We start from the raw sequence: 26,784 nt of genomic DNA on the forward strand, positions 1-26,784 counted from the left end.
GCATAAAGGAAGAGGTTGTACTCATACTATAAATACATAGGTTAAAGGAGTCGTACTGGATGGGTTTGAAAGAGAGACGTCGTGAGCAGGCATTTAATCCGCGGAAAGAGAAGTTGTTAGAGTATTTGTTTGTTGTGATTGGGTCAACGATTGTGGCCATTGCGTTTAATGTGTTCTTACTGCCGAATGAGGTTGCTTCAGGGGGAGTGAGCGGGATATCCACCATCCTTAAAGGTCTGTTTGATTGGAAACCTGCCTTTGTTCAATGGGCATTTAATATTCCGTTATTCATTGCAGGGTTAATCTTCCTGGGCCTTCAATTTGGTGTCAAAACAGCCATCGGTACGGTCTTCTTGCCATTAGTGGTGTTCTTAACAGAAGGTTGGGAGCCTTGGACAGAAGAGCCTTTATTAGGCGCATTATTCGGCGGAATCGGTGTAGGATTGGGTTTAGGAATCGTCTTTCGAGGTAAAGCATCCACGGGAGGGACGGACCTGGCAGCCCAGATTGTAAACAAATTCACAGGTTTATCCCTTGGGACATGTGTGGCGCTTATCGATGGAATGATTGTTCTATCGGCTGCGATCGTGTTTGACATCGAGCGTGGTTTATATGCCCTTATCGGCTTATACGTAACTAGTAAAACAATTGATTTAGTTCAAGTCGGCATCAGTCGTTCAAAGATGGCTCTTATCATTACAAACAGACAGGAAGAAGTTCGCGAAGGAATCCTGAATAAAATTGATCGTGGTGTGACAAAACTATCTGCATACGGTGGTTATACGGACGATGAGCGCCCGATCCTTATGTGTGTGGTCGATCAAACAGAATTCACAAAACTGAAACAACTGGTCAAAACCATTGACCCCTCTGCTTTCGTCGTCACAATGGACGCCTCAGAGGTGTTAGGTGAAGGTTTCAAACGGGTTTAACCTTGGTATAATTAACTAATAGAGGGACGGACCTTGATACTTCCCGTTACTCTTAAAATGTTTTCCTAGGGGGATAAAAATGAAGAAAAAGCTACTTGGAATTGTTTTTGGCGCTTCATTGGTACTTGCAGCCTGTGGTGGCGGAGGCGAAGAAAGTACAGAAACAAGCTCTGGCGGAGTAGACCCTGAAAAAATCGTAAATAATAAATGCACCAGCTGTCACGGTGGAAACCTTGAAGGCGGAATGGGTCCAGCCCTTAATAAAATTGGTGCTGAATTAAACAAAGATCAAATCTTGGAAGTCATTCAAAATGGTAAAGGTCAAATGCCTGCAGGACTCATCAAAGGTGAAGAAGCAGAAGCAGTGGCAGAGTGGTTGGCGAATAAGAAATAAGTGAGGAAGAAGAGTCCCTGCGTGAGGATTCTTCTTTTTTTATATATCCACAAATTTTATCCTCTCGCTTTTTTAAATATTTGTTACAAAAGCTAATCCAATAACCGCTCTTAGAAATCAGCACTTAAACCGTTCGCGATTATAACCTAGTAACTTAATCAGATTAGCACCAGATTAGTATTCCTATAACAAGGATTCTCAATCTTTCGAATCTGGTGTTAGTACCTGATACTAGATACAAAAGACTACATTTTTCGTGAAAATAGGTACAATTGTCAGTGAAAAAGGTAAAAAATTCACATTATTTTATGTTTTGAAACGTAAATGTAATAATTTTTTTCCTTAACATCGTATAAAGTGATGTTATAATAATTTTCGGGAGAGCAATTCGAGGTTTTTCGCCATTTCGTGTCTAATTATGGTAAAAACATTGTTGAGTTCATACCGTGTACATATGTCGATAACAGCCAAGAGGGGAACTACATAATACAAATTAGGTGATTTTATAATGATAGAAATGAAAGACGTATATAAGCAGTACAACAATGGTGTCATGGCTGCTAATGGTTTTAACGTCCACATTAAGCAAGGCGAGTTTGTGTATGTTGTGGGTCCAAGTGGCGCCGGAAAATCTACTTTTATTAAGATGATGTATCGTGAAGAAAGACCTTCTAAAGGAGATATCATCGTAAACGGTATCAATCTGGCAAAATTAAAAAATAGTAGAGTTCCATACTTAAGAAGAAACGTTGGGGTCGTGTTCCAGGATTTTAAGTTGCTACCATCGCTTACTATCTATGAAAACATTGCCTTCGCACTTGAAGTAATAGAAGAACACCCTAAGCAAATCAAAAAGAGAGTTATGGAAGTACTTGACCTGGTAGGGTTAAAGCATAAAGCAAGAATGCTTCCTGATGAGCTGTCAGGAGGAGAGCAGCAGCGTGTATCAATTGCACGATCCATTGTGAATACGCCGAAGCTTGTGATTGCAGATGAGCCTACAGGAAACCTCGATCCTGAAACATCTTGGGATATCATGAACATCTTTGAAGAAATAAGCAACCGTGGTACAACAGTGATCATGGCTACACATAACCGGGAGATCGTAAATACTATCAAGCATCGGGTAATTGCCATTGAGAATGGCCGAATTGTTCGTGACGAACAGCGAGGTGATTACGGTTATGAAAGCTAGAACGTATGGTCGACACCTTAGAGAGAGTTTCAAAAGCATCGGACGTAACGGCTGGATGACGTTTGCATCAGTGAGTGCCGTTACCGTAACCTTACTGCTTGTCGGTGTGTTTATGGTACTAATGCTAAACATGAACAAGGTTGCAACCGATATTGAAAAAGACGTTGAAGTTCGCGTCCTACTCGAGGTTGGTACTGAAAAAGCTCAAATTGATGAAATAGATAAGAAGATTAACCAAATAAGTGGAGTCGAATCCGTCGAGTATTCCTCTAAAGAAGAGGAACTTCAGAACCTTGTGAAAGATCTGGGAGACGATTTCAGATTATTTGAACAAGATAACCCATTATATGATGTGTTTATTGTAAAAGCAGAGAATCCTCGAGACACTGGGAAGATTGCTGCTGAAATCAGCAAGTATGAGAATGTAAATGAAGCCCTGTATGGTGAAGCGAAGATCGAGAAATTATTTAACGTACTGGAAATGAGCCGAAACGTTGGCCTGGTGTTAATCATCGGTCTGTTGTTTACCGCCATGTTCCTCATCTCAAATACAATAAAAATTACGATTGTCGCAAGAAGAAGGGAAATCGAGATAATGAAACTCGTGGGTGCAACCAACTGGTTTGTACGCTGGCCATTTATACTAGAAGGATTATGGCTTGGAATTTTAGGTTCTATTATCCCGATCGCTCTTGTAACAACAGGTTACTACTATGCCTATGACTTTATTAAACCAAAACTACAAAACCATTTTATTCAGATATTGGATTTTACCCCCTTTATCTATCAAGTAAACGGATTGATTCTATTAATGGGTTGCTTGATCGGGGCATGGGGAAGCTTTATGTCTGTTCGTAAGTTCTTAAAAGTGTAAAATTTGATAGGTTGATAGAAGCTGAAAGGAGCATGCCGCTTGAACAAGAAGTATTTCATATCATTATCAATTGCAGCAGCATTAACAATCGGAAGTCTACCAACATTGGGGACAACTGCTAACGCTCATTCCTCCGTGGAGGATCTAAAGAAACAGCAAGATGACATTTCTTCTAAAAAAGAAGAAATTAACGGAAAGATTGATGAGAAAAAGTCAGAAATTAACCAAAACATCAATAAACAACAAGAGATCCAGACACAAATTGCTGAAATCAGTACAAAATTAAAAGATACTGAAAATAAGATAGCTGAAAAAACAAAAGAGATTGATGAAACAACTGCAGAAATCAATAAACTTAAAGAAGAAATTGAGGTTCTAAAGAAAAAGATTGAAGAACGAAACGAACTATTAAAAGAACGTGCACGTGCGATCCAGGAAAAAGGCGGCTCTGCAAATTATCTTGATGTACTACTTGGCGCGGACAGCTTCGGTGACTTCATCAACCGTGTAACAGCAGTAAATACAATCGTAAGTGCCGATAAAAAGATCATGGACGAACAAAAACGTGATCAGGCTGAATTAGAAAAGAAACAAGAAGAAGTAGAAGCAAAGCTTGCAGAATTAGAATCTACTAAAGCAAGTCTTGAATCTCTTAAACAAGATCTTGATAGTCAAAAAGCTCAAAAAGCTGAGTTATTCAAGCAGCTTGAAGCACAACAGGCTTCTCTTGAAGTAGAGAAAAAAGATCTTCAAAAAGAATCGGATGAGCTTTCTAAAATGGAACACCAGCTTGAAGGTGAAATCCAGGCTGAACAAGCACGCTTAGCAGAACTTGCACGTCAGCGTGAGATCGAGCGCAAGCGTCAAGCGGAAGCAGAAGCGGCTAAACGTGCAGCAGCTCAACAACAAGCAACAACAAGCAGCAGCGGTGGTTCTTCTTCAGCTCCTGCTGAAACAGCTCCAAGTGCACCAGTAAGTGCCGGTGCCTGGACATCTCCAGCTTCCGGAACGATTACAACAAACTTTGGCTGGGACGTGTTGAACGGTAAAAAGCGTTTTCACTATGGTACAGATATCGCAGCGCGCGGCAGTGTTCCAATCTCTGCAGCTGCTGATGGATATGTCATCAAGAGTCACTATAGCTCAAGCTATGGAAATGTAGTATACATCACTCACTCAATCAACGGTCAAACGTTCACAACTGTTTATGCCCACATGGCTTCTTCATCTGTAAGCACTGGACAAGCAGTTAACAAGGGTGACAGAATCGGTTACATGGGTAACACAGGATACTCTTTCGGGCAGCATTTACACTTTGAACTTCATGCAGGTTCATGGAATGCATCGAAATCAAATGCTGTAAACCCACGTCAATATATTAACTTTTAATCTTAAAACCCTGCTTCAATAGAAGCGGGGTTTTTTTACGACGGGTTTTCTAGTTATATGAAAGTCTAGAGAATATTCACTAATTCCATTAAGAATCTTCTCATACATTACGTTTTTTAGTATAATGACAACTGTAGTTCCTACAATTTGATAAGGGCAAACTAATTGAAAGATTAGGACGCAAAGCCTCGGGTCTACCATTCTCAGATGAGAATAACGATGGCCGGGTTACCGAAAACAATGGATTACAATGAATACTATTCCGAACGTTTATTAGTATCATTTAGCCTGCCTTTTTGGTGGGCTTTTTTATCTATACGACGTGTTTGGTAGGATTTGAATCTGTAGTAAGGATGATGATGTTGGAATTGACTGAATTAAAAAGGCAATTAAGAAGTTTTTGTAGAAGGAATAGGACTGCTTTGAGGTCTACTGATGTAGGTGAATATACAGCTGAAGAAATCACAGAGATAATTATCGAACGTATAGGTGCTGAAGAGGTTAAGAAAATCCTAATGGACATTGAAGTCATCAATCGCCGTAGCGGAGATACAGTTAAATACTTTATACTTATTTTAGAAGGTTTAAAAGCAGCATAGGACATATAAAACCGAATGCCGGGTTGAATGGTATTCGGTTTTAACTATTTTTAATAGATTTCATTTTAGATCGGTTCTGGAAAGTTCACTCCAAAAGATAGCAGGTAAATATCATTGCAAAAAGATAGAGAGTATGTTTTAATGACATTATTCCGTTATAAAACGTAATGATTACGATTAAAGAAGGAGTGAATCATTTTGGCCAAGAAATCAAAGGTAGTAAAAGAGAAGAAGCGTCAGGAGCTTGTTCAGAAGTATGCAGATTTGCGCAGGGATTTAAAGGAGAAGGGTGATTATGAAGCGTTAAGGAAGCTGCCGAGGGATTCCTCGCCGACGCGATTAAACAGTCGCTGTGAAGTTACAGGGAGACCAAGAGGCTATCTCCGTAAATTTAAGATGTCCCGTATCGCTTTCAGAGAGTTTGCTCATAAAGGGCAAATACCCGGCGTCAAAAAATCAAGTTGGTAATACATTAATCTTCAAGGTGGGGAATTAAGAATGAAAAAAGACATTCATCCAGAGTATCAACAAGTGGTATTTATGGACACGAACAGCGGTTTTTCCTTTTTAACTGGATCTACGAAAACATCCAATGAAACGATTGAGTGGGAAGACGGGAACACGTATCCTTTATTAAAAGTAGAAGTAAGTTCGGACACGCATCCATTTTATACAGGAAGACAGAAGTTCTCTGATCGCGGAGGCCGTGCAGAACGCTTCTTGAAAAAATACAACATGAACTAGTGCATGTCGTACCACTACAAAGAATAGGTTAAGGTATAAACTTATGCCGAGGTGAATACGATGAACGAACATTTAATGGAAATTGTCGCACGGGATATTGTTAAAGGCCTGCCAAATAAGAAAAGGGACATCTATCAATATGTGGTCGGTCTTGAAGATGAATTGGCGAGCCGATCCGAGACGTCTGAGGAATTTATGGCCTTACTTGTGAAACACTCTCCTCATCAACAGGCAGCCACTCATTTTAAAATGAGCTTTGGAGAGCTGATGAGGCGGATGAGGGAAATCGAACAAGAGATTAATGCGAAATTAGATCAAAAGCTGCAAAATGTAACGTGGATTGATTATACAGACACCATTCGATCGATGAAAGGAACAGAAGCAATAAATTCAAGATACTTCTTCTTTTCCATGAATCATGCATATACTAAATAATAAGTAGAAGTTTAGAGTTTAAATCGTAATCATTTCGTTATAAAAGCAATACTTAGTAGGAAATAGCAGGGAACCGGTGTTTTTCTTTCTATACTGTCCACTGATCAATCACTGCAAAAAACATAGAGGAAACCCCTATACTACAAAAGCAGAAATAAAGGATTCTCCTTCATGGGGAATCCTTTTATAATTCAAAATTTCGACACACATTACTCCATGCTATCTGTAATAATTCTCCTATAGGATACACTATGAGTAAATAACTTGCTTGTATATAAAAGATTTAAGATACTAATACATATAAGGGTATATTTAACGAATGGAGGAATTCCCAATGGCCGGAGATTTATTTGAACACCATAGAGCTTCAAAGCTCCTGGATCCAAGACGTCAAGAGCTCGTACCGGTGGAAAAAGTTCTCGAACTTCTCAAACTCAATGAAGACGATATCGTCGCCGACTTGGGCTGTGGGAATGGCTACCTGACCCTTCCCATTGCGAAAACGGTTGAATCGAATGTCCAGGCAGTAGATCTGCAGCAGGAAATGCTGGAATACTTGAAACACCGTGCAAATGAAGAAAATGTAGACAATATCGTTTATGTGAAATCGTCCCTTGAATACCTCAGTTTCAATAAAGGCACTTTGGATAAAATTGTATCTGCCTTTGTCTTGCATGAAGTTCCCGATCTGATCAAAGTATTTCAGGATTTACACGATATGCTGAAGGAAGATGGCATTTGGCTGATCCTGGATTGGGAAAAGGTAGAATCAGAAATGGGACCGCCTTTAGATCATCGCATTTCTTCCGGGGAACTCGATCGACAGCTCAAATCATCCGGGTTCCACACAACAATAGGTCACTTGCATCCATCGGTTTATTACATTGTCGTTAAAAAAGAATAATAGATAAACCAGAACGTGACTGGAGGGAGTTGAATGGCTATGATTGAACAGTGGTACACCATAGGCTCCTTCACATTCCCGGCTTCGTGGGGAGCCATTATCTCTTCGGTCATACTCACTTTCCTGTTCCTCTTCTTCTGGGATAGAAAGGCAAGCGACTGGTATTCCAATGGTATTTTTACCTTTTTACTCGTCTGGAAACTGAGTGTGATTGTGGTTGACTTTCAAACGGTTATGAAGCATCCCATTACCATCCTCTACTTTCACGGAGGAGTCGTTGGGTACTGGTTGGGACTGATAGCGGCGCTTACTTACATATTTGTTAAAAAAGTGGATCATCCGTCTACTATCATCATTTCATGGATGGTCACAGTTCTTGTCTTTGAAGCTGTCCTTCATATGCTTCATCACCACTATCTTCTAGCTGGTATTCAAGTACTGCTCAATCTATTGATCACTGTCTTTTTTATTAAAAAAGCCAGTGATTCCGGTGGTGATATCTGGGCAGGACAGTTATTAGTCATGTTTACTTTAGTCCAGTTATTTCTAAGTGCCTTCATCGGCGGCTTTGAATTTACCGTCACCACCTGGACATATCTGATCATGATGACCTATCTCATCTTTCTCTTAAACATAAGGAGGAAACACAATGAATAAACGAAATTTTGCTTTGGCCATCGTTGCGCTTCTTATCGGCATTTTCTTAGTGAACTTTTTTCAGGATCAACAGGAAAAGAAGGCCAGGGAAGAGGCTGCCCAATTAGCCAATGAATCCATGGATCTTTCTAATGCACAGCAGGGGCTCGCAAAAGGGGACCGCGCTCCGGATTTTAAATTAACCACCTTAGATGGTGAAGCCGTAAAGCTTTCAGATTATCAAGGTAAGAAAGTGATCCTGAACTTTTGGGCTACCTGGTGTCCACCATGTAAAGCTGAAATGCCCCATATGCAAAGTTATTACGAAAACAATGCAGAGAAAGAAAACGTTGAAATCCTTGCCGTCAACCTGACCTCCATGGACGATGGGGAAAAGGCCGTCCATCAATTTGTCGACGGTTATGAACTGACCTTCCCTGTCCCAATGGATAAAGAGGGGGCGGTCGGTGACGAATACCGTGTATTTACCATCCCGACCACCTACATGATCGACACCAAAGGCATCATCCAACACAAAATCGTCGGCCCCATGAACGAAGACATGATGGGTAAAATGGTCGAAGGAATGGAATAATGGAGAGGGACGGACCTCTGAATATCGATGTTTGACCTTATACTCTATGAGGTATTAAATGAATGTGATAAAAAAAGGAGGAGATGTGAACATGTTTCATTACACAAAGGAAGTTTCAATGAGTGTGAAAGAAGCAGTGGAAGCGGTAGAAACTGTCCTGAAAGATGAGAGCTTCGGTGTACTATGGAATCTCGATCTTGCCCAGAAATTGCAGGATAAGGGCCTTGATTTCAACGAAGAAGTAGTCGTATTAGAGGTGTGTAATCCACATGAAGCTAAAAAGGTGCTGGAAGAAAGCATGCTCGTAAGCTACTTCCTTCCTTGCAAAGTGACGGTATACACAGAAGGCGGTACCACCAAGATCGGTATGGCAAAACCAAGCAAGCTGATCGAGATGGTGGATAACGATGAACTAAAAAGCCTGGCATTGGATATTGAAAATCGCCTGATCGGATGTTTGGAAAACGTTCAATAAAACGCAGTGCACCTGTTGCAATTTGGCAGGTGTTTTTTTATGCCTCCAAAAGATCTTACTCCTCACAATCTTCTGAATATGATACACTTTTAAAAATACATAGATTCAGGAAGGATGAAAGAGAGATGAAATTCACAACTAAGGTCGTGCACAGTCAGTTAAAAGGAACAGAGGAAATCCGCAGTAAGACGACTCCGATTTATCAGACCTCTGCTTTTTCTTTTACTTCTTTAGAGGAGTTGGAGGGTTTCTATGAAGGGAAGTCTCCTTATCTCTACACAAGAACGGGAAATCCAAATACAGACGAGCTTGGAAAGATGGTGGCAGACTTGGAAGGAGCCCCGGCAGGTGTAGCAACTTCTTCTGGATTATCGGCCATCCTTGTTGGTATCCTCGCTGTTGTGCAATCAGGGGATCACATCATTGCTGCCGAGGATTTATACGGGGGTACGTTCCATATGCTGAAAGAAGAGCTGAAATCACTCGGTATTTCTACTTCATTCGTTGATTTTACAAGTTTAGAGGAATTAGAGGGAGCCATTACTCCACAAACCAAACTCATCTACAGTGAGACCGTTACAAACCCGTTTATGCGAGTGGAAGATATCCCTAAAATGGTCGGATTCGCTGAAAAACACAACCTGAAAACAATGATCGATAACACATTCGCCACACCGTTTCTGCGCCACCCTTTCTTAGAAGGGGTGGATCTGGTCGCTCACAGTGCCACGAAGTATATCGGAGGACATAGTGATATCACAGCAGGAGTCATAGTCGGGAAGGAAGATCTTGTTCAAAAAGCGAGAGAAAAAGTCGTCAACATCGGTTCGAACCTGAGTCCATTTGAAGCCTGGCTGACATGCCGCGGAGCGAAAACACTGGCTCTCCGAATGGGGACCCAAGCAAGGAATGCCGAAGTTCTTGCGGCGGACCTTCGAGCAAATGAATACGTGAAGGAAGTTTATTACCCAACGGATTTATCCGATAAAGGAAATGGAGCCATCGTAACGATCGAGCTATCCAACACATGTGACATCAGTACATTCTTCAAATCACTTGGCTGGATTAAAATCATCCCTTCTCTTGCCGGCGTGGAGACTACGGTCTCATATCCATTAGGAACGTCTCATCGTGCCCTGCCGAAGGATGCGCAGGAAAAACTCGGAATAAACACACATGTCGTGCGCATATCGTTAGGTATTGAGGATGGGGAAGACATCGTCGTGCAATTTAACGAAGCGATTACAGCTTCGGTTAAAAATTAAATAATGTAAAAATTCTAAAAATACTCTTGACGTTGAGGTCGGTTACCCCTTATAATTCATCTCAACGCAAGAATTTTCACATTGACAACTACATGCTCTTATCCAGAGAGGTGGAGGGACTAGGCCCGATGAAACCCGGCAACCTTCATGTACGCAGTAATGCGTCGCATGAAAAGGTGCTAATTCCTGCAGGCGATTGCCTGAAAGATAAGAGGAGGACCCTATTAAATTAGACCCTCTTCTTAGGAAGAGGGTTTTTTATTTTTTCCTCTTCTATCTTCTTAAGGAAACATACTTCTTCGATTTTTCAGTTTCAGAGTTCGACAGCAGAATTTTGGTGGAAATTTAACAGGAGAAAATGGGACGATATTTAACAGTTAAAATAAGTCGAAAATTCAACTGTTAAAAAAACGCATTATTTTAACAGTCAAATATCATTCTGAATTTAACAGTCAAAATTCTAACAAACTTTAACAGGCAAACGTCCAAAACATCCAACCGCAAAACGGAAACCCAATCACCAAAACCATTTAGGAGGAATTCTCTATGACAAAATCATTCGATTTCGACACACTACTACTTCACGGCGGCCAGGAGCCGGATCCATCTACAGGTTCGAGGGCAGTGCCGATTTACCAAACGACATCCTACGTTTTCGATAACAGTGATCATGCGGCAAAATTATTTGCCCTTGAAGAGCCGGGTAACATTTATACGCGCATCATGAACCCGACTGTAGACGTGTTGGAAAAACGCCTTGCTCTGTTAGAAGGAGGAATCGGAGCACTTGGTGTATCATCCGGAATGGCCGCTATCTCACTATCAATCTTAAATATCGCCGGAGCAGGTGATGAAATTGTAGCAGCTACCAATCTCTATGGTGGAACCTATAATCTATTCTCTACCACTCTCCCGAAATACGGTATCAAGGTGCATTTCGTAGATCCGACAGACCCGGAAAATTTCCGCAAAGCGATCACTCCTAAAACGAAAGCGGTATTCGCTGAAACAATCGGGAATCCAAGTCTACATGTGCTTGATATTGAAGCGGTAGCAAAAGTGGCACATGACCATCATATCCCGTTGATCATCGATAATACCTTTGCCACTCCATATGTATGTAAGCCGATCGAGTGGGGAGCGGATATCGTCATCCACTCTGCAACAAAATGGATCGGAGGTCACGGTACAGCAATCGGGGGAGTTGTCATTGACGGTGGGAAGTTCGATTGGAATCATGAAAAGTTCCCGGGTTTCACAGAAGAGGACCGAAGCTATAATGGACTGCGCTACGCACAGGATGTAGGACCGGCAGCATTCATTACAAAATTAAGGGTGCAGCTGCTTCGTGACTTAGGGGCGTGCTTAAGTCCGCAAAACGCATTCCTTCTGTTGCAGGGATTAGAAACGCTGCATCTTCGCATCGAACGTCACACAGAGAATGCCTTTAAGATTGCGGAGCATTTAGATCAGCATAATGGCGTTGCGTGGGTATCCTATCCAGGGTTGCCTCAGCATCCGTCTCACAAGCTTGCTCAAAAATACTTGAAAAACGGAGCGGGTTCCATCGTCGTATTTGGTATTAAAGGTGGAAGAGATTCCGGACGGAAAGTAGTCGATAACATTTCTCTTTGGTCTCATGTGGCCAATGTAGGGGATGCAAAATCACTGATCATCCACCCGGCATCCACGACCCATCAGCAATTAAACGACCAGGAAATTCGTGCTACAGGGGTAACCGAGGATCTTGTGAGACTTTCTGTTGGATTAGAGTCTGCGAAGGACCTGATCGAGGACTTGGATCATGCTATTGAAGTGGCGTTGGAAACATCACGGGTGTGATAGAAACTGGAGAATATGGCCCTAAAATCGTCATTGAAATCACTTTACAGGGTGAAAAGGTGGATTTAGATACTATTTATAGAGCATCCGGGGTCTACTTAAGGGAGATATCAGCGAAAACCTGATTTTATCAGCGGAATTTCGAATATATCAGCGAAATCGGACGATTTATCAGCGAAATTCCCTATATATCAGCAAAATCGGGATTGTATCAGCGAACAGGATGCACGCGCCGTCCCCTAGAAAGAATATCTGAATTCTTGACGAAAGTCTTAACGACGAATTCTCAACGCCCTAATGGCAATATCCAAAAATCAGTCCAAAGTCAACTGTTTTACAAGCGGGGCTATCTGGTGTGGAATCCTGATCCCCCCGCTACAACACCAAAAAAGGAGGTGGAGGAATGGAGAAGTCATACACGTATGAAGTAAGCTCCATTACCATCCCATCCCTCACATTAGAGTCAGGCACCACGTTAAAAAATGTAGATCTTACGTATGAACGGACAGGAAACAAAGAAGGACCCTCCATCCTGGTTTGCCATGCCCTCACCGGGACCCATATCGTAAAGGGAACGAGTGAAGACCGGGGCTGGTGGGATGGACTGATTGGTCCCGGGTCGTATATTGATACCGAACATTTTAATGTGATTGCCTTTAATGTATTAGGAGGATGTGAAGGAAGTACGGGACCAACGTCAACCAATCGACATACCGGAGAACGTTACGGTCCGGGCTTCCCGGGTGTTACGATAAGAGACATGGTCCATGCCCAATATGAAGCACTCCAACAACTTTCGATCGACCGCATCGAAGCGGTTATCGGAGGCTCACTGGGAGGGATGCAGGCCCTGGAATGGGGAGCCCTGTATCCTGCCTATATAAATAAAGTTTTCGCTCTTGCCGTCACACCTTCCTTGAATGATTATGGTCTCGCTTTTAATCACATCGGGATCACAGCGATTGAAGAGGACCCCGGATTTCAAAAGGGACATTATCCACCAGGCGCTATCTTAAAAGGATTAGAGATTGCCAGAATGGTTGGGATGGTCACGTACCGGACTCAGGTACTGTTCGATCAGCGTTTCCAACGTGAAAAGCAAAACGAACAATTCAATGTCGAAAGCTATCTCGATTACCAAGGAAAGAAATTAGGAAAGCGGTTTGATCCAAACAGCTATCTTACCCTGCTGAAAGCCATGAACTCACATGATATTGGAAGGGGGAGAGGAGGAACAGAAGAGGTAGCGAAGAATTATCAGTGCGAACTGATTTCGATTAGCTATGAAGGTGATTTAATTTATTCACCTCACTATCTAAAGGAGTTTACACATCTCGTACCAAAGAGTGAACACTACTTCATCTCCACCGCCTTTGGTCATGACGGATTCCTGGTTGAATTTGAAAAGTGGGGAGGAATCATTGCTTCTCACCTCAAAAACCATCACGTTCAAAGAGTTTTTACAGGGACAAAATGAGAGCTCTCTTATCATAACTCGTCCCCCTCCGGCATATAGTTAGATAAGCAAAGACATCGCACCGCCTTAGCGCGTTTTTGTGTGGTGTCTTTTTCGTTGGATAAGAAAGGCTGGCGTCCTTAGTCGCACCACTCTTATCTATACAAAGACCAACAACAAGCTGGAGGGGAATATATGGAGTGGACGGGCAGAAAGCTCATCATCACAATCATCATCAGTATGCTGATCGGTGCCGGAGGAATGTATGGCGGCTTGGAATGGACGGGCAAGGATGGGGAAGAGCTTGCTCAGTTTGACGGAAAAGGCGAGCTCAATGACAAGCTGCACAAAGTGGAAGTGGCTTATGATCTGATCAGTGACAAGTTTTTTCAGGATGTGGACAAGGGGCAGCTTGTGGAAGGAGCCATTCAAGGGATGTTGAAGACCCTCGATGATCCATACTCGGTTTACATGAATGCCGAGACTGCCTCCCAATTCAATGACGCATTGGATTCTTCTTTCGAAGGAATCGGAGCAGAGGTCACGATCATGGACGGAAAGCTGATCATTGTTGCTCCTTTTAAAAATTCTCCTGCGGAAGAAGCAGGATTGAAACCGAATGACCGTATCATTAAAGTAGACGGAAATAGCATCGAAGGACTTGACCTGTACGAAGCTACTTTGAAAATCAGAGGGAAAAAGGGTACGGAGGTTCAATTGGAAATTACGCGGGAAGGACTGACGGATCCGATCAAAGTATCTGTGAAACGTGATGAGATTCCTGTCGAGACGGTCCTCTCTGATGTGAAGGAAGTCAATGGGAAGAAAACAGGATACATCCAGATCACTACTTTCTCAGAAAATACGGCCGTTGATTTTAAAAAGCAATTAGAAGAACTTGAAAAGAGAAAAGTAGAAGGATTGGTCCTTGATGTGAGAGGGAATCCAGGAGGTCTACTTTCAAGTGTAGAAGAAATTCTCAAAGAATTTGTAACGGAGAAAAAGCCGTATGTGCAAATTCAAGAGCGAAGTGGAGAAGTGATGAAGTCCTTCTCAAACAGTAAAGCAAGAAAGGCTTATCCTGTTGTGGTGTTGATAGATGAAGGAAGTGCCTCAGCTTCTGAAATCCTGGCTGGAGCACTAAAAGAAGCGGAAGGGTATCCACTTATCGGAACGAAGAGTTTTGGGAAAGGCACCGTGCAACAAGCCGTTCCGATGGGAGATGGAAGCAATATCAAGCTGACGATGTTCAAGTGGTTGACACCGAATGGAAACTGGATTCATAAAAAGGGGATCAAACCGGATATCCCTGTCAGACAGCCGGCCTATTTCTATGCCCACCCGCTTCAAGTTGAAAAGCCCCTTAAAGAAGGGATGAACAATGAACAGGTTCAGAACGCCCAGGAAATGCTTCAAGGACTTGGATTCTCCATTGATCGCGTGGATGGATATTTCAGCAAAGAAACAGAAAAGGCCGTAAAGGATTTTCAAAGCCAGGAGAGTATTGATGTTACAGGGATCATTGATACTGTAACAGCGGAAAAATTACAGGAAGAAATCTTTGAAGCGGTAAAGAATGAGAAGAATGACCTGCAGCTGCAGGCCGCTTTAGAATATATAGAAAGAACAGCACAGCGTTAATAATTTTGGGGCCGACCATCATGATGATGGTTGGCTCTATTTTTATTTTGAAAATCACACATAATCACTTGTTTTTCCTGTCCATCCGACATCATTTCCCGGGAAAATATGCAGAATACTGTCGGAAATGAAATCGAATCGTAAAACTATCATATAAAATTGCAATAGGTTTTAGGGGAGTCTTTTGATAAAATAGTAGATAATGCAAATTTTCTTAAAAAAGGTGGTGACGGATCATTGGTTGAGCTTTGGTTGCTGGAGGTAGTGAAGGGATTTGGAAAATTATTTCTTCATCCTGTATTATATTTGTCTGTGTTTTTCGCTATCATGACGGGCTATTATCGTGTTAAAAGAGAACGCAGAGACTTTAATACGAGATTGCTGGACGGATATCATGATACACGGGTTTTATTATCATATGGAATTGTACTTGGGTTGCTGTTTTCTGTCGTAACTGTTGGAGCAGGGGTTGTCATTCCTTTTGCCGGAATCATACTGATAGGATTGGTGTCCATCCTGTTTGCATTGACGAGTCGTTTTCACCTCATGTCTGCGACCATGACGGTAGGGTTTTCTTATTTTATCCTGGTTGCGGTGGATTATTTTCAGTGGGAAATCCCATATGTGAACACATATGTAGAAAACTTGGATGTAGGGCTGCTGAGCTCCATCGTTGTGCTTCTTGGAGTGTTGACGATGATTGAAGGAAGCCTGATTCGATTGAACGGGTGGAATCATACTTCACCCCGCCTGCTTAAAAGTGCACGTGGACTGAAAGTAGGTGCCCATCAAGGGAAGAAACTATGGCTTGTGCCGATGTTTGTGCCGATTCCTACCGGGACATTGACGCTTCCATTTGAATGGTGGCCGGTGTTTCCACTGGGGACGGAGACATATTCTCTCCTTTGTGTGCCGTTTCTCATTGGTTTTCAGCAGCTTGTTAAAAGTACCTTGCCTGAAGTTGCGATTAAGCATACAGGTTATAGGGTTTTCTGGCTTGGAGCATTTGTTTTAACGCTGGCTGTAGCAGGAATCTGGGCTCCTACGTTTTCAATCGGGGCAGTGGTTGTGGCAGTTGGTGGACGGGCATGGATTGCTTACCGCTACAGAATCTCTGAGGATTCAAAACCATATTTCTTCAAAAGGCAGCCGAAGGGAGTCATGATCCTGGGAATATTGCCAGCTTCTCCAGCGAGGAAATTGACACTGGAAGTAGGAGAAATCGTCCTGAAAGTGAACGGGGTCGAAGTAAACACGGAAAGAGCGTTTTATGAAGCCCTTCAAAAGAACGGGGCGTACTGTAAGCTTGAGGTACTTGGGACAAATGGGGAAAACCGATTTACGCAGGGAGCGTTGTACGAAGGTGATCATCACGAGCTGGGAATCATTTTTGCGGATGAGTCATCGGGGTGGGAGCACCATCGGGTTTCATAGACTTTTCTTTCAAGCAAACTACTGACAGTAGTTTGCTTTTTTAATAGAAATAATGTTATTGATATGGCCTGGGAGGAGCAGATAATAATGAATAACGGAAATAAAGAGTTTCAAAATCTTTTAATCATCAATCAGCACTTACTTAGTCACTCCAAGGACCAGATCATCCTTCAATCACCACTCCCACTAAAAACAGTATCCTCTGGAGTCACCAATGCCGGAACAGGTTGGTATTCAACATTTGTCAATCGCCATGTATCAAAAAGCTATAATAGTGAGGACCACCATGAAGAAATGGAAAGATTCCTTCAGCAAATGGGTGCCCAGGTAGAAGACACGGTTGGGATGATGACGGCTGTTCAATTGGAAGATGTCTGCTGGGGATTTTATGAGGGGGGATCATTTTCTGTATTTATTGTCGTTACCGCAGGAGTAGGTAATGCCGTTGATGCGAGTATGAGTGACCGTCATTCGTTTGATCATTCACCGGGCACGATTAACATCTGGGTGTTTATCAATGGGAGAGTATCAGAGGCCGCAAGCATACAGGGGATTATGACTGCAACAGAAGCCAAGGTGAAAGCTCTTGAGGCTCATAATGTAAAAGATCCCATAACAAGGAGTGGAGCAACGGGTACCTCTACTGACAGTATATTAATCGCTAGCACTGAAGAGGGAGTGCTTCTGAAATATGCTGGAACGATCACCCCCTTAGGAAAATGGATTAGTAAAGGAGTTTATGAGTGCACCATCCAAGCGATTTCCAAGTATAAGAAAAGGGTGGGTGCCTTATGATGATTCATCACTTGATTGCTATAACCATTGCCTATGTGCTGGACCTATGGATCGGAGATCCACCAGAGTGGCCACATCCTGTTAAATGGATGGGAAAAGCGATTTCTCGTTTAGATCGTAGCTTGAATAAAGGGGGATTTCTAAGAAGTAAAGGCATAGTGATGGTATCGATATTGGTAGTATCGGCATTTATTCTTACCTCCTGCATCATTTGGGCAAGTTATTCTATTCATACAATTATGGGAGTCTTGGTAGAAGCAATCATCATCATGACGACCATCTCCCAGAAGAGCCTTAAATTGGCGGCTTTAGAAGTATTTCACCCACTTGAAAAAAACGACATGAAAACAGCGAGGGAGAAGCTTTCTTATATCGTGGGCAGAGATACAGAACACTTAAATGAAAGTGAAATCGTAAGAGGAACTGTTGAGACCGTTGCGGAAAATACTAGCGATGGGATAACGGCTCCATTGTTTTGGGCGTTGATCGGAGGTGCCCCACTAGCCATCGTGTACAGATGTGTGAATACGTGTGATTCCATGGTGGGATACAAGAACAAGCGGTACATCGATTTTGGGTGGGGGTCAGCCAAGATGGATGACGTACTGAATTGGATTCCAAGTAGAATAACGGGAGTCATCCTATATTTCTGTAAACGTCCTGAATATTTCACTTACAAAGAGGGGTTTGGAATTCTACTTGAAGATGCCAAGAAACACCCCAGTCCAAACAGCGGCTGGGGAGAGGCGGCTGTAGCTGCGAATTTAGGAATACAACTGGGAGGACTCAATACATATAAAGGAATAGTCTCTGATCGGGCGAAAATGGGAAGGATGGTTTTCGAATTAGAACGAAATCATATCCAGAAAACCATTGCCCGAATGCAGAAGGCTTGTTTCATCTTCATCATTGTTCTTTGGATAGGAGGAATTCTTGTTGGTATTACCAGATCATGGATCTAATCCACAGTATACATATAAAGCAATGGATATCAGGATGCCTGACCAAATCGTTGATCTAAGTGCAAACATTAATCCACACGGTCCACCAGCTGTCTTAAAAAAAATATGGAAAGATCTATTAGATGAGATCATTACGTATCCTGACCCGCATTCTGCAGCATTACGAAGAAGCATTGCACGGAAGGAAGAGATAGAGGCAGAAGCGATACTCATTGGTAATGGCGGCGCAGAACTGATCCATTTAATTGGTAGATGGCTGTCCCATTCCAATGTTCTGATCATCCATCCCACTTTTTCAGAATATGAGAAAGCTTGTCAAATCAATGATTGCACTATCCATCATTTTATTTTAAAAGAGAATGATTGGGACCTGGATGTGAATCAATTGAAAGCAACCCTGCCGAAAATGGATGCTGTCTTTATATGTAATCCTACCAATCCCACGGGTGTGTTGTATTCTGCTTCCAAGTTAGAAGAAATCATTATAGAAGCTAATAATAAAAATTGTTACGTGATTGTGGATGAAGCATTTTATGATTTTCCTTTGGAGGAGGTAACGATAGCCCCTCTGGTAAAGAAATATACAAATCTCATGGTTTTAAGAAGCATGACGAAAATGTTCAGTATTCCTGGGATCCGCCTGGGTTTTCTTATGGCTGGGGAGACAGTAGTGAAAGAATTGGAAACCTATCAGGTTCATTGGAGTGTAAACGGGATCGCTCAAAAAGTAGGGGAAACACTCTTGGAGGAAAAGGATTTTATCCGTCATACTCAATGCATGGTGAAACGGGAGAGGGAGGAGCTATTTGCATTTTTCGACGAATGCCAATTTGACTATTCACCAAGTCAGACAAACTTTTATCTCTTAAGGGATCCGGAGCTTAACGGCCAAACTGAGTTATTCCGTTTTCTGTTAGAAAATGGGATTGTGAGCCGCCATACCCTTAATTTCAAAGGGCTGGATGGAAGGTGGTTAAGGTTTGCTGTTAAGGGAGAAAAAGAGCACGAAAAATTGATGGATGCCTTAACGGAATGGAAATCCCGTCCTTAAATAAAACAAGCTTGAGTCCAACTCAAGCTTGTTTTTTATTCAATATTTAGATGGAAGCGGCTTCTTGTTTGTCTCCATTCTCCGTCTTATCAATAATCGACGTACCAACCAAATCCCCTGTCACATTAAGAGCTGTACACCCCATACCAACAAGGGCATCGATCGCAGTTAGCAGGGCAACCGTCTCCATCGGCAACCCAAGCTGGGCGAAGACAGTGGCAATCATGATGATACCTGCCCCGGGAACACCGGCTGTACCGATTGAAGCCAGGGTTCCGACGAGGACGACGACCAGCATATCATTCAAGCTTAGTGGATTTCCGATTACATTAGCCGCGAAAATAGCGGACACTGCGATCCGGATTGCAGCGCCGTCCATATTGATTGTGGCCCCGAGGGGTAAGCTGAATCCGTATAAGCTCTTCGACAGACCAAGGTTTTTCGCTGCGTTTAAAGTAAGAGGCAGGGTACCGGAACTGCTTTGAGTCACAAATGCCGTAATCATGGGTGTTCTAGCTTGAGCAAAGAACCTGCCTGGCCTGATTTTAAAGAAGAGTAACGCGATGATATAAATGGCAATTTGAACAAACAAAGCAATGTAAAGAACCAGGATCATGTTCCCTAGAGACAAAAGTGTATCCAATCCTTGTTTCCCGACCGTTTCCGCCATGATGGCGAAGATACCGACCGGCACATATTGAAGGATCACCTTCATGATCGCAAGGGTCGCTTCGTTTAACCCGTTCACGACTGTATATACTTGTTCACCCAGTTCATGATGCTCGGATGATGACCTTAAATAGGAAATGGCAATACCAAACACAAGGGCGGTAAAGATGATTCCCAGGAGGTTCATTTCCGTGAATGCCGTGACGATATTCTCCGGAATAATGTTCAGGAGTACACTGGTCATCCCTGGATTTTCCGGTACTTCAAATTTCTCCGTTGTATCGAGGGTCATGCCCGTTCCAGGGTTGAAAATACTGGCAACGGCAATGCCTACCACAATGGCTAATGCTGAAGAGAATAAATAATATAAGAACGTTTTTCCTCCCATTCGTCCGAGTTTGCTCACATTGGTCTGGTTCACGCCGACCATCAATGTAAACAGGATAAGAGGGATGATAAGAAATTTCAGCAAGCGAATCAATATATCGCCCAAGGGAGAAAGGACGGATGCATCTTTTCCGAATATCAGTCCTACCGCAATCCCCAGTACAAGAGCAACGGTTATTTTCACAATAAGGGACGTATCTAGATAACCTTTCCAAAGAGATTTCATTGTAGCCACTCCTTCTATTTAGTAGATTTCCCCAAATATCTCAAAAATACTATTTCTATAATTCTGATAGGTTTAGTGAGGATTCATTGTCATAAGATACAATAGAATGAAAGGAGTGTCAAAATTCATGCCTAATCGATTATAAAGAAAGAGCCTGGATTCAAAATCCAAGCTCTTTAAGAACGTAAGGGAATGGTAAAACCGGCCGTTGTACCTGAACCCTTATCACTTTTCACAAAAAATTTTCCATGGTGCAATTCAACGATGTTTTTACAGATCGCTAATCCTAACCCTACCCCATCTGAATTCTCCCTCTCCTTATAGAATAAGGTGGCAATGTGTTGCAGGTGTTCCGGGTCGATTCCCTGCCCCTCATCTTCTATTTCAAAGGTAAAATGGGAATTCGTCTGGATATAACGAATGAAAACCGTTGAATTCGGGTCCGAGTATTTTATTGCGTTATCTAAGAGATTGATCAACACTTGTCGGATACGATTTTCATCTGCGAATAGATCCACTGTCTCATCGCTTTCCAACATAATGGATATACCTTTTTCTTTCCGTTTTTGATTCAGCTGTAGAATGACTTCATTCAGAGTTCGAATGAAAGAAAAGGTAGTGGGGTGAATCGTAAATGATCCATTTGAAAAACGCGAGAAGTCCAATAGATCCTCTACCAGTCCAATTAATCGATTCGTTTCCTTTGAAATGATGGTCAACCCCGTTTTGTTTTCCTGAACATTTTGTAAATCACCCGTCAGCAATGTTTCGCTCCATCCTTTAATACTTGTAAGGGGAGTGCGAATTTCATGGGAAACCGAAGAGATGAACTCATTCTTCATTTTCTCGGTTTTAAGGAGTTCCCTCGCCATGTCATTAAAGGATGTACTCAAGGTTTGGAATTCGTCCTTGTACTGTCCGACAATTCTTGTTTCCAATTCTCCTTTGGCAAGCTTCTGTGATGCTTCGGTCAGTTCAATCACAGGTTTCGTTAAATTACGTGCAAAAAGTGTACTCACCATAAAAACGATAAGCAAAATAACGAGTCCAATTAAAAACAAAGAAAGCAAGATTGTTCGGAAATTGTTATCCAGTGATTCCAGGGATGTTATAAACCGGATCAATCCAATGGTGTTATTCTCTCCATTTAATGGTACCGACACAGCCAAGATATGCTCACCTGTTATAGGGTGGTTGCCGATCCAAGTTCCGCTGCCATTTCGAAATGCCTCCTCAATATCCTTGAAATCAGGCTTTTCATCCGGAATAAAACCACTAGAAGAGGATAATAAGTCTCCACGTGCGTTTAATATTTGTGTTTCGGCTTGAGGGATGGAGAAATTTTTTTGGAGATTAGTCAATTCATTCCTCAAGGTAAAGGAATGCAGGTTCATATATTTATTGGCAAACTGTGATGAATTCACAGCATGATTCTTCAGCATATCTATTGTACCGATGTAGTAATAAGAATAGATTCCAGAAACGAGAATGCCCAAAAATAACAGAATGGTTAAGGTAATAAGAGAGACGTTCTGAATGAGTAATCTTCTTTTAATTCCCATTTTCGTCATTCCAGCGATACCCATATCCCCAAACCGTAAGGATATAGTGAGGACGGGAAGGGTCATTTTCAATTTTTTGACGGATTCGCCGAATATTTACGTCCACAATCTTCGGATCCCCTGCGTATTGAAGTCCCCATACTTCATCCAAGAGATCATTGCGGGAGATCGCTTCTCCATTTGCCTTGAAAATGATGCTGAGTAATTCATACTCTATCGGGGAAAGGTCAATCTTCTTTCCTTGAACGAATAGAAGTCTCTTCTGTTCGTTTAGCGTGATGGGGGATTGGCTATCCTCCTTGTCCCGATGAACATTCATTCTTCTGAGTAACGATTCGATTCGAGCAATGAGTTCATTTGGACTGAATGGTTTCGGGATATAATCATCTGCCCCATTCATCAATCCGTGTACCTTATCCATTTCCTGCACTTTGGCTGTTAACATGATGATTCCAATGGATGGATTCCAATTTCTTATCTCTTTACATGCTTCAAATCCGTTCATACCGGGGAGCATGACATCAAGTAGGACAATATCGATGGGGGGGTGTGCTCTCTTGATCAGGTGGATTCCGTCCTCTGCGCTCCCAGCTTGAAAGACGGCGTATCCGTATCGCATTAAGTTAATCTCGATAAAGCCACGGATGGATTCTTCATCTTCAATAATCAAAATGTTCTTCATCCAACTACACCTCCATTTTGTCATCAGATTGGCTGGAAAAGGCGCTTGCCTATTGCCGTTGAGTATTTTGTTACATATGTGAATTGATTGCTTTCATACAATAGACTCCACCCTTTTGGCAGTGGTTGACCCTTGTCAATCGCGTATACATCATATAGCACGCTCCCATCTTTAGTAGAAAGAAATTCCACATAACGTCCGTCTTCTGATTCCTCTATATATACAGAGGGCCAGTCCTGGGGGATCTCGAACCTGTATAAATAAGCTGCATTGTCGTAGTATCGATGAATGAGCTCGGCTTGTTTTTGGTCGCTGAGCTGATAATACTCATTGATGAAAGGCATGTCAGAATAGGCAAGATTATCATCGCCTGCCTCTTTTTGAAGAGTGAATTCAAGGATTCCATCTCCGTTCGAATCTTCACTATTCACGGCATATGCCCTGAAAAGCTCTTCCTCCTTCATGTTTTCCGGTAAGACATTCCTCAACTTCTCACCCTCTACACCAATAATGAATGACGTAGACGAATGAGCACCTACACCTGCATCCAGTATCGCTCCTTTTAATGAAGGGGAAATGGACCCGGCTAAGGAGTGGTAGTAAGGGTATACATATGGATCTAATTTCAGCTCATCTAACACGTTCATTTTATGGTTGCTGAATTGATAAAGACGAACAGAATGAGACTGGTTTGGTACCAGTGATGCGAGGAGGATTTCCCCTTGATCATCTTTCGTGAAGTTCCCTGAAAAAAACGCACTATATTGGGATTCAAACAGCTTCTGAGGCTTACCTTTACTCAGGTCGTACACGATCAATGCTTTGTCTGAGGTGTCTTCTGAGAAAGAGAACCCAACCAATATTTCTTGGTATCCATCCTGATTTAAGTCGAGAAATTCCACTTTATGTAGTTCCCTTCCAAGGTCTTTCAATTTCATTTTTTCCTTCCAATCCCCTTTTTCTTCCTTTAGAACAATGGCTTCTATTTGAGAGGTTTGATCAGTTAGTCTATAAAATACGATCAATTCGTTCATTTGATCGTGATCCAAATCTGCTTCAATCATTTTATTCGCTTGTTTGTCTTCAATCGGTGAAACCCATTCCGCCTGTGAGGGAACATATTTTCCGATCGCTTGTTTCACTTCCTGCTGTTTAACCGGAAGTTCAGGCGGCTTCAGTAACGATGTATTGGATTGGAATAATGAGCAACCCGTACACACGAAAAGACAACCCATAAGGAACAAAATCTTCTTCAATTGATCATCACATCCTGCCTATAGCTTTCACTAGTATAGTGTAAACTCAATCGACAAAAGTAACAAAAAAGTTACAAAAGTCGCCTTGCTTTGTAACCGGCAAGTAACCCTTTTCATCGCCTATGACCCTATCATTTAACATAACAAGAATGGAGAAAGGTGATCGATATGGGGAGACAACGGAAAAAAAGAAAATGGATTAAGCCCATTGAATTGGGAGGCTTGGCGGGCGCGATCGTATTATTACTCATTCTTTCAACTTCGTGGGTATTGGACACCGGGGAAGCGAAGATTTCAAAGGAACCAACGACTCAACAAAAAGCAGTCCAGGAAGAACCTTCTGAAAAAGAGGAAGGCGAATCGGGACAACCTGTAGTAGGGAATGAGGACCATGACAGCACTCAAGGAGAGGAACAAGGAGTTAATTCCAATGAAGCAGAGAGTGTGAAAGACGAAAATTACTATGAGGAAGTGAAAATAGAAGACCATTCGACCAATGTGAATGAACAAGGGAACTTCGAGGATGAAAAGACGGTTTACATCACATTCGATGATGGTCCTAATGAAAATACGAAAGCGATTCTTAAAGTGCTTAATCAATATGGGGCAAAAGCGAGCTTCTTTATGCTGGAACCGAATATGAAAAAACATAGTGAGGCCGTTCGACAGATGGTGGAAGAAGGGCATAGCGTCGGGTTGCATGGTGTCACCCATGATGTATCCGAAATCTACCAATCTAGTAAATCGGTTGTAGGGGAGATGCTGACGGCTCAATCTACGTTAGAGTCCATTACAGGTATTCGAAGCGAGTTGATTCGCGTTCCTTATGGGTCCGTACCCAATATGAAACCGGAATATTTGACAGCAGTAAAGAAAGAAGGATTTAGATTATGGGATTGGAATGTGGATAGTGAAGATTGGAAATTTCATAGTGGGGAGTATGTTCAGAGTGTTGTGGATCAGTTAGCTTATTTTCCATATGAAAATCAGTCAAAAGTCATTCTTATGCATGAAAAGCATACGACACTCGCTTATTTAGATTCTTTACTTAAGAAGTTGAATGATCAAGGATATAATATGAAGACTTTAACAGAAGAAATGGATCCAGTTACATTTTAACATTGATGCCAGAAGAACAAGGAAAAAGGAGCTGCCGATTGGCTGCTCCTTTTCATTCTTAATAAATGCTCATATGACGGTTTTTTCCTGTTAGAATCTGAAATACGCCATAAAGGACCAATCCTGCCGCCACAAATCCAAGCAGCCATTGTCCATAAGGTTGTTGAGCGATCTTGGAAAGTGCCCCGTCCAATCCTTGTGTTTTATCAGGATCGGCTGTGATCGCCGTTTGAATAAAGAAATAACCGATCAGTAAAAAGACCATGCCTCGGGAATATAACCCTAGCTTTCCTGTCTTTCTTCCCATTTCCCATTCTTTCTCGGACATTTCATGCCGTTTAAATTTATTCGTGTATTTCTCAGTATAAGCTTTATGAATTTCATAGAGTGCATATCCAATAATGATAAGTCCGACAATCCCGACAATCCATTGACCAAAGGGCTGAGACAATAACTTAGCAGATAAGGTCTGTTTAGATCCCGAACCCGACCCGGAGCTTTTGGCATGCATTGCAATCGCGAAAGCATTATAAGTTAAAGAACCGTATGCAATCCCGCTGATCAGATTAGCCAGCCTTCTAAACATGGATTTCCCGTCGTTTTTCACATGTTCTGGATCCTTTACCACTTGAATGAGGCGCCAAAGAACGATTCCAATCAGACCAAGACCTAATATCCAGAGAAGGACTTCCCCGAAGGGTTTGCTCGCCACTGCTGCAAAGGCACCGCTCGAGTCCGAAGTGCTTCCTCCTATTCCGAGTGCCGCCATAACGGCTAATGCACCGATCAGCATATAAACAATTCCTCTCGAAATATATCCAATTCGTGCAAACCCTCGAATCCAAGGTTTTATATCATTTGATGAAACAGATGAACTGCTTGATGTTGTAATGGATGAAACTCCTGCCATAAACACTTCTTCCCTTCTGGTTCTATTTTCGCAATACTTATGTATGCTATTCCCCGGATATAGAAAAGAGAAACCTTTTTAACGAACAGTAAATGCTGGATGGCTTGATTTAATTTTTCCTTTTTCTTTTGAAAAATTGCTCTTTACTAAATGATTGTTGTTTTTTAACAAAAGGTCTGCTTTGGCTCTGTCAATCAGAATGTGCTGGATGGTGAGGGGAACTGCTTCGCTTTCCGCGGACGTTCGGCCGAGCCTCCTCAACTCACGCCCCGCGGAAAGCGAGCACCTGGAGCGGAAATCAACCACTACTCGCTTTTTCAATAGCAAAAAACTTTACGAAAAGAGACTAAAAAAT

Annotated in this window: 27 protein-coding genes and 2 riboswitches; of the genes, 22 read left to right on the top strand and 5 right to left on the bottom strand. The window is 42.2% G+C overall.

The genetic code is table 11. The features are described from left to right. Positions 1 to 59 precede the first annotated feature (59 nt). The 21 genes from Q1B03_RS15315 (at position 60) to cobD (ending at position 19,618) form a co-directional block, all read left to right on the top strand. Positions 60 to 932, top strand: coding sequence for a YitT family protein (locus Q1B03_RS15315; RefSeq protein ID WP_299743102.1), 873 nt, complete (start codon positions 60 to 62; stop codon positions 930 to 932). 79 nt (positions 933 to 1,011) lie between these two features. Beyond that, positions 1,012 to 1,326, top strand: a complete 315-nt coding sequence (gene cccB / locus Q1B03_RS15320) for a cytochrome c551 (RefSeq protein ID WP_299743105.1) — start codon at positions 1,012 to 1,014, stop codon at positions 1,324 to 1,326. 508 nt (positions 1,327 to 1,834) lie between these two features. Continuing rightward, positions 1,835 to 2,521 carry a cell division ATP-binding protein FtsE gene (gene ftsE / locus Q1B03_RS15325; RefSeq protein ID WP_299743108.1) on the top strand — a complete coding sequence of 229 codons (687 nt, stop codon included), beginning with the start codon at positions 1,835 to 1,837 and terminating at the stop codon, positions 2,519 to 2,521. Further along, positions 2,511 to 3,395, top strand: a complete 885-nt coding sequence (ftsX, locus tag Q1B03_RS15330) for a permease-like cell division protein FtsX (RefSeq protein WP_299743111.1) — start codon at positions 2,511 to 2,513, stop codon at positions 3,393 to 3,395. Before ftsE ends, ftsX begins: the two co-directional genes overlap by 11 nt. A gap of 39 nt (positions 3,396 to 3,434) precedes the next feature. Beyond that, on the top strand, positions 3,435 to 4,784 hold the full coding sequence (locus Q1B03_RS15335; RefSeq protein ID WP_299743114.1) for a murein hydrolase activator EnvC: 1,350 nt from the start codon (positions 3,435 to 3,437) through the stop codon (positions 4,782 to 4,784). Positions 4,785 to 4,929: 145 nt separating this feature from the next. Further along, positions 4,930 to 5,020, top strand: a riboswitch (cyclic di-GMP riboswitch). 126 nt (positions 5,021 to 5,146) lie between these two features. Next, positions 5,147 to 5,383: a hypothetical protein gene (locus Q1B03_RS15340; protein WP_299743117.1), complete on the top strand. Its 237-nt coding sequence runs from the start codon at positions 5,147 to 5,149 to the stop codon at positions 5,381 to 5,383. A 198-nt stretch (positions 5,384 to 5,581) separates the two neighbouring features. Further along, complete coding sequence (gene rpsN, locus Q1B03_RS15345) at positions 5,582 to 5,851, top strand: 30S ribosomal protein S14 (protein ID WP_282138593.1); 270 nt, start codon at positions 5,582 to 5,584, stop codon at positions 5,849 to 5,851. Between the two features lie 30 nt (positions 5,852 to 5,881). Next, the gene (locus Q1B03_RS15350; protein ID WP_299743124.1) at positions 5,882 to 6,127 is read left to right on the top strand and encodes a type B 50S ribosomal protein L31; all 246 of its coding nucleotides are present in this window, start codon (positions 5,882 to 5,884) and stop codon (positions 6,125 to 6,127) included. A gap of 60 nt (positions 6,128 to 6,187) precedes the next feature. Then, positions 6,188 to 6,562, top strand: coding sequence for a hypothetical protein (locus tag Q1B03_RS15355; protein ID WP_299743126.1), 375 nt, complete (start codon positions 6,188 to 6,190; stop codon positions 6,560 to 6,562). 334 nt (positions 6,563 to 6,896) lie between these two features. Then, positions 6,897 to 7,466 (top strand): class I SAM-dependent methyltransferase, encoded by a 570-nt coding sequence (locus Q1B03_RS15360; protein WP_299743129.1) that lies wholly within the window; start codon positions 6,897 to 6,899, stop codon positions 7,464 to 7,466. A gap of 33 nt (positions 7,467 to 7,499) precedes the next feature. Continuing rightward, the gene (locus Q1B03_RS15365; protein ID WP_299743132.1) at positions 7,500 to 8,123 is read left to right on the top strand and encodes a hypothetical protein; all 624 of its coding nucleotides are present in this window, start codon (positions 7,500 to 7,502) and stop codon (positions 8,121 to 8,123) included. Beyond that, positions 8,116 to 8,697: a redoxin domain-containing protein gene (locus Q1B03_RS15370; protein ID WP_299743135.1), complete on the top strand. Its 582-nt coding sequence runs from the start codon at positions 8,116 to 8,118 to the stop codon at positions 8,695 to 8,697. The genes Q1B03_RS15365 and Q1B03_RS15370 overlap by 8 nt, the downstream gene beginning before the upstream one ends. 91 nt (positions 8,698 to 8,788) lie before the next feature. Next, positions 8,789 to 9,172 carry a DUF302 domain-containing protein gene (locus Q1B03_RS15375; protein ID WP_299743972.1) on the top strand — a complete coding sequence of 128 codons (384 nt, stop codon included), beginning with the start codon at positions 8,789 to 8,791 and terminating at the stop codon, positions 9,170 to 9,172. Positions 9,173 to 9,297: 125 nt separating this feature from the next. Continuing rightward, positions 9,298 to 10,437: a PLP-dependent aspartate aminotransferase family protein gene (locus Q1B03_RS15380; protein WP_299743138.1), complete on the top strand. Its 1,140-nt coding sequence runs from the start codon at positions 9,298 to 9,300 to the stop codon at positions 10,435 to 10,437. Positions 10,438 to 10,532: 95 nt separating this feature from the next. Next, positions 10,533 to 10,651: riboswitch (SAM riboswitch) on the top strand. 332 nt (positions 10,652 to 10,983) lie between these two features. Further along, positions 10,984 to 12,279 carry an O-acetylhomoserine aminocarboxypropyltransferase/cysteine synthase family protein gene (locus Q1B03_RS15385; RefSeq protein WP_299743140.1) on the top strand — a complete coding sequence of 432 codons (1,296 nt, stop codon included), beginning with the start codon at positions 10,984 to 10,986 and terminating at the stop codon, positions 12,277 to 12,279. A 403-nt stretch (positions 12,280 to 12,682) separates the two neighbouring features. Beyond that, on the top strand, positions 12,683 to 13,756 hold the full coding sequence (locus tag Q1B03_RS15390) for a homoserine O-acetyltransferase (RefSeq protein ID WP_299743143.1): 1,074 nt from the start codon (positions 12,683 to 12,685) through the stop codon (positions 13,754 to 13,756). A gap of 174 nt (positions 13,757 to 13,930) precedes the next feature. Then, positions 13,931 to 15,376 carry a S41 family peptidase gene (locus Q1B03_RS15395; protein ID WP_299743146.1) on the top strand — a complete coding sequence of 482 codons (1,446 nt, stop codon included), beginning with the start codon at positions 13,931 to 13,933 and terminating at the stop codon, positions 15,374 to 15,376. A gap of 237 nt (positions 15,377 to 15,613) precedes the next feature. After that, positions 15,614 to 16,810, top strand: a complete 1,197-nt coding sequence (locus Q1B03_RS15400) for a PDZ domain-containing protein (RefSeq protein WP_299743149.1) — start codon at positions 15,614 to 15,616, stop codon at positions 16,808 to 16,810. 87 nt (positions 16,811 to 16,897) lie between these two features. Continuing rightward, positions 16,898 to 17,605, top strand: a complete 708-nt coding sequence (locus Q1B03_RS15405) for an adenosylcobinamide amidohydrolase (protein ID WP_299743152.1) — start codon at positions 16,898 to 16,900, stop codon at positions 17,603 to 17,605. Beyond that, a complete protein-coding gene (gene cbiB / locus Q1B03_RS15410; RefSeq protein WP_299743156.1) occupies positions 17,602 to 18,567 on the top strand; it encodes an adenosylcobinamide-phosphate synthase CbiB in 966 nt (321 codons plus the stop codon). Before Q1B03_RS15405 ends, cbiB begins: the two co-directional genes overlap by 4 nt. After that, entirely contained in the window at positions 18,539 to 19,618 is a 1,080-nt protein-coding gene (gene cobD / locus Q1B03_RS15415; protein ID WP_299743159.1) for a threonine-phosphate decarboxylase CobD, read from the top strand. The genes cbiB and cobD overlap by 29 nt, the downstream gene beginning before the upstream one ends. 46 nt (positions 19,619 to 19,664) lie before the next feature. Here cobD and Q1B03_RS15420 read toward each other — a convergent pair whose 3' ends face one another. The 4 genes from Q1B03_RS15420 to Q1B03_RS15435 form a co-directional block, all read right to left on the bottom strand. Further along, entirely contained in the window at positions 19,665 to 20,900 is a 1,236-nt protein-coding gene (locus Q1B03_RS15420) for a dicarboxylate/amino acid:cation symporter (RefSeq protein ID WP_299743161.1), read from the bottom strand. A gap of 176 nt (positions 20,901 to 21,076) precedes the next feature. Further along, a complete protein-coding gene (locus tag Q1B03_RS15425) occupies positions 21,077 to 22,486 on the bottom strand; it encodes a cell wall metabolism sensor histidine kinase WalK (RefSeq protein WP_299743163.1) in 1,410 nt (469 codons plus the stop codon). Continuing rightward, positions 22,452 to 23,144, bottom strand: a complete 693-nt coding sequence (locus Q1B03_RS15430) for a response regulator transcription factor (protein WP_299743165.1) — start codon at positions 23,142 to 23,144, stop codon at positions 22,452 to 22,454. The genes Q1B03_RS15425 and Q1B03_RS15430 overlap by 35 nt, the downstream gene beginning before the upstream one ends. Before the next feature lie 23 nt (positions 23,145 to 23,167). Continuing rightward, positions 23,168 to 24,400 (bottom strand): hypothetical protein, encoded by a 1,233-nt coding sequence (locus Q1B03_RS15435; protein WP_299743167.1) that lies wholly within the window; start codon positions 24,398 to 24,400, stop codon positions 23,168 to 23,170. Between the two features lie 168 nt (positions 24,401 to 24,568). Here Q1B03_RS15435 and Q1B03_RS15440 point away from each other — a divergent pair, with 168 nt between their 5' ends. Next, a complete protein-coding gene (locus Q1B03_RS15440) occupies positions 24,569 to 25,519 on the top strand; it encodes a polysaccharide deacetylase family protein (RefSeq protein WP_299743169.1) in 951 nt (316 codons plus the stop codon). Between the two features lie 58 nt (positions 25,520 to 25,577). Here Q1B03_RS15440 and Q1B03_RS15445 read toward each other — a convergent pair whose 3' ends face one another. Beyond that, positions 25,578 to 26,429, bottom strand: coding sequence for a DUF1206 domain-containing protein (locus Q1B03_RS15445; protein WP_299743171.1), 852 nt, complete (start codon positions 26,427 to 26,429; stop codon positions 25,578 to 25,580). Positions 26,430 to 26,784: the final 355 nt, after the last annotated feature.

Source organism: uncultured Rossellomorea sp., from assembly GCF_947488365.1.
In the GTDB taxonomy this organism is placed as follows: domain Bacteria; phylum Bacillota; class Bacilli; order Bacillales; family Bacillaceae_B; genus Rossellomorea.

Coding starts and splice junctions, on each gene's coding strand:
- Q1B03_RS15425 (WP_299743163.1), bottom strand. CDS start 22,486: ATGGGTATCGCTGGAATGACGAAAATGGGAATTAAAAGAAGATTACTC.
- cbiB (WP_299743156.1), top strand. CDS start 17,602: ATGATGATTCATCACTTGATTGCTATAACCATTGCCTATGTGCTGGAC.
- Q1B03_RS15350 (WP_299743124.1), top strand. CDS start 5,882: ATGAAAAAAGACATTCATCCAGAGTATCAACAAGTGGTATTTATGGAC.
- Q1B03_RS15360 (WP_299743129.1), top strand. CDS start 6,897: ATGGCCGGAGATTTATTTGAACACCATAGAGCTTCAAAGCTCCTGGAT.
- Q1B03_RS15315 (WP_299743102.1), top strand. CDS start 60: ATGGGTTTGAAAGAGAGACGTCGTGAGCAGGCATTTAATCCGCGGAAA.
- ftsX (WP_299743111.1), top strand. CDS start 2,511: ATGAAAGCTAGAACGTATGGTCGACACCTTAGAGAGAGTTTCAAAAGC.
- Q1B03_RS15445 (WP_299743171.1), bottom strand. CDS start 26,429: ATGGCAGGAGTTTCATCCATTACAACATCAAGCAGTTCATCTGTTTCA.
- Q1B03_RS15375 (WP_299743972.1), top strand. CDS start 8,789: ATGTTTCATTACACAAAGGAAGTTTCAATGAGTGTGAAAGAAGCAGTG.
- Q1B03_RS15365 (WP_299743132.1), top strand. CDS start 7,500: ATGGCTATGATTGAACAGTGGTACACCATAGGCTCCTTCACATTCCCG.
- Q1B03_RS15395 (WP_299743146.1), top strand. CDS start 13,931: ATGGAGTGGACGGGCAGAAAGCTCATCATCACAATCATCATCAGTATG.
- Q1B03_RS15390 (WP_299743143.1), top strand. CDS start 12,683: ATGGAGAAGTCATACACGTATGAAGTAAGCTCCATTACCATCCCATCC.
- Q1B03_RS15405 (WP_299743152.1), top strand. CDS start 16,898: ATGAATAACGGAAATAAAGAGTTTCAAAATCTTTTAATCATCAATCAG.
- Q1B03_RS15380 (WP_299743138.1), top strand. CDS start 9,298: ATGAAATTCACAACTAAGGTCGTGCACAGTCAGTTAAAAGGAACAGAG.
- Q1B03_RS15385 (WP_299743140.1), top strand. CDS start 10,984: ATGACAAAATCATTCGATTTCGACACACTACTACTTCACGGCGGCCAG.
- Q1B03_RS15440 (WP_299743169.1), top strand. CDS start 24,569: ATGGGGAGACAACGGAAAAAAAGAAAATGGATTAAGCCCATTGAATTG.
- Q1B03_RS15370 (WP_299743135.1), top strand. CDS start 8,116: ATGAATAAACGAAATTTTGCTTTGGCCATCGTTGCGCTTCTTATCGGC.
- ftsE (WP_299743108.1), top strand. CDS start 1,835: ATGATAGAAATGAAAGACGTATATAAGCAGTACAACAATGGTGTCATG.
- cccB (WP_299743105.1), top strand. CDS start 1,012: ATGAAGAAAAAGCTACTTGGAATTGTTTTTGGCGCTTCATTGGTACTT.
- Q1B03_RS15355 (WP_299743126.1), top strand. CDS start 6,188: ATGAACGAACATTTAATGGAAATTGTCGCACGGGATATTGTTAAAGGC.
- Q1B03_RS15420 (WP_299743161.1), bottom strand. CDS start 20,900: ATGAAATCTCTTTGGAAAGGTTATCTAGATACGTCCCTTATTGTGAAA.
- Q1B03_RS15430 (WP_299743165.1), bottom strand. CDS start 23,144: ATGAAGAACATTTTGATTATTGAAGATGAAGAATCCATCCGTGGCTTT.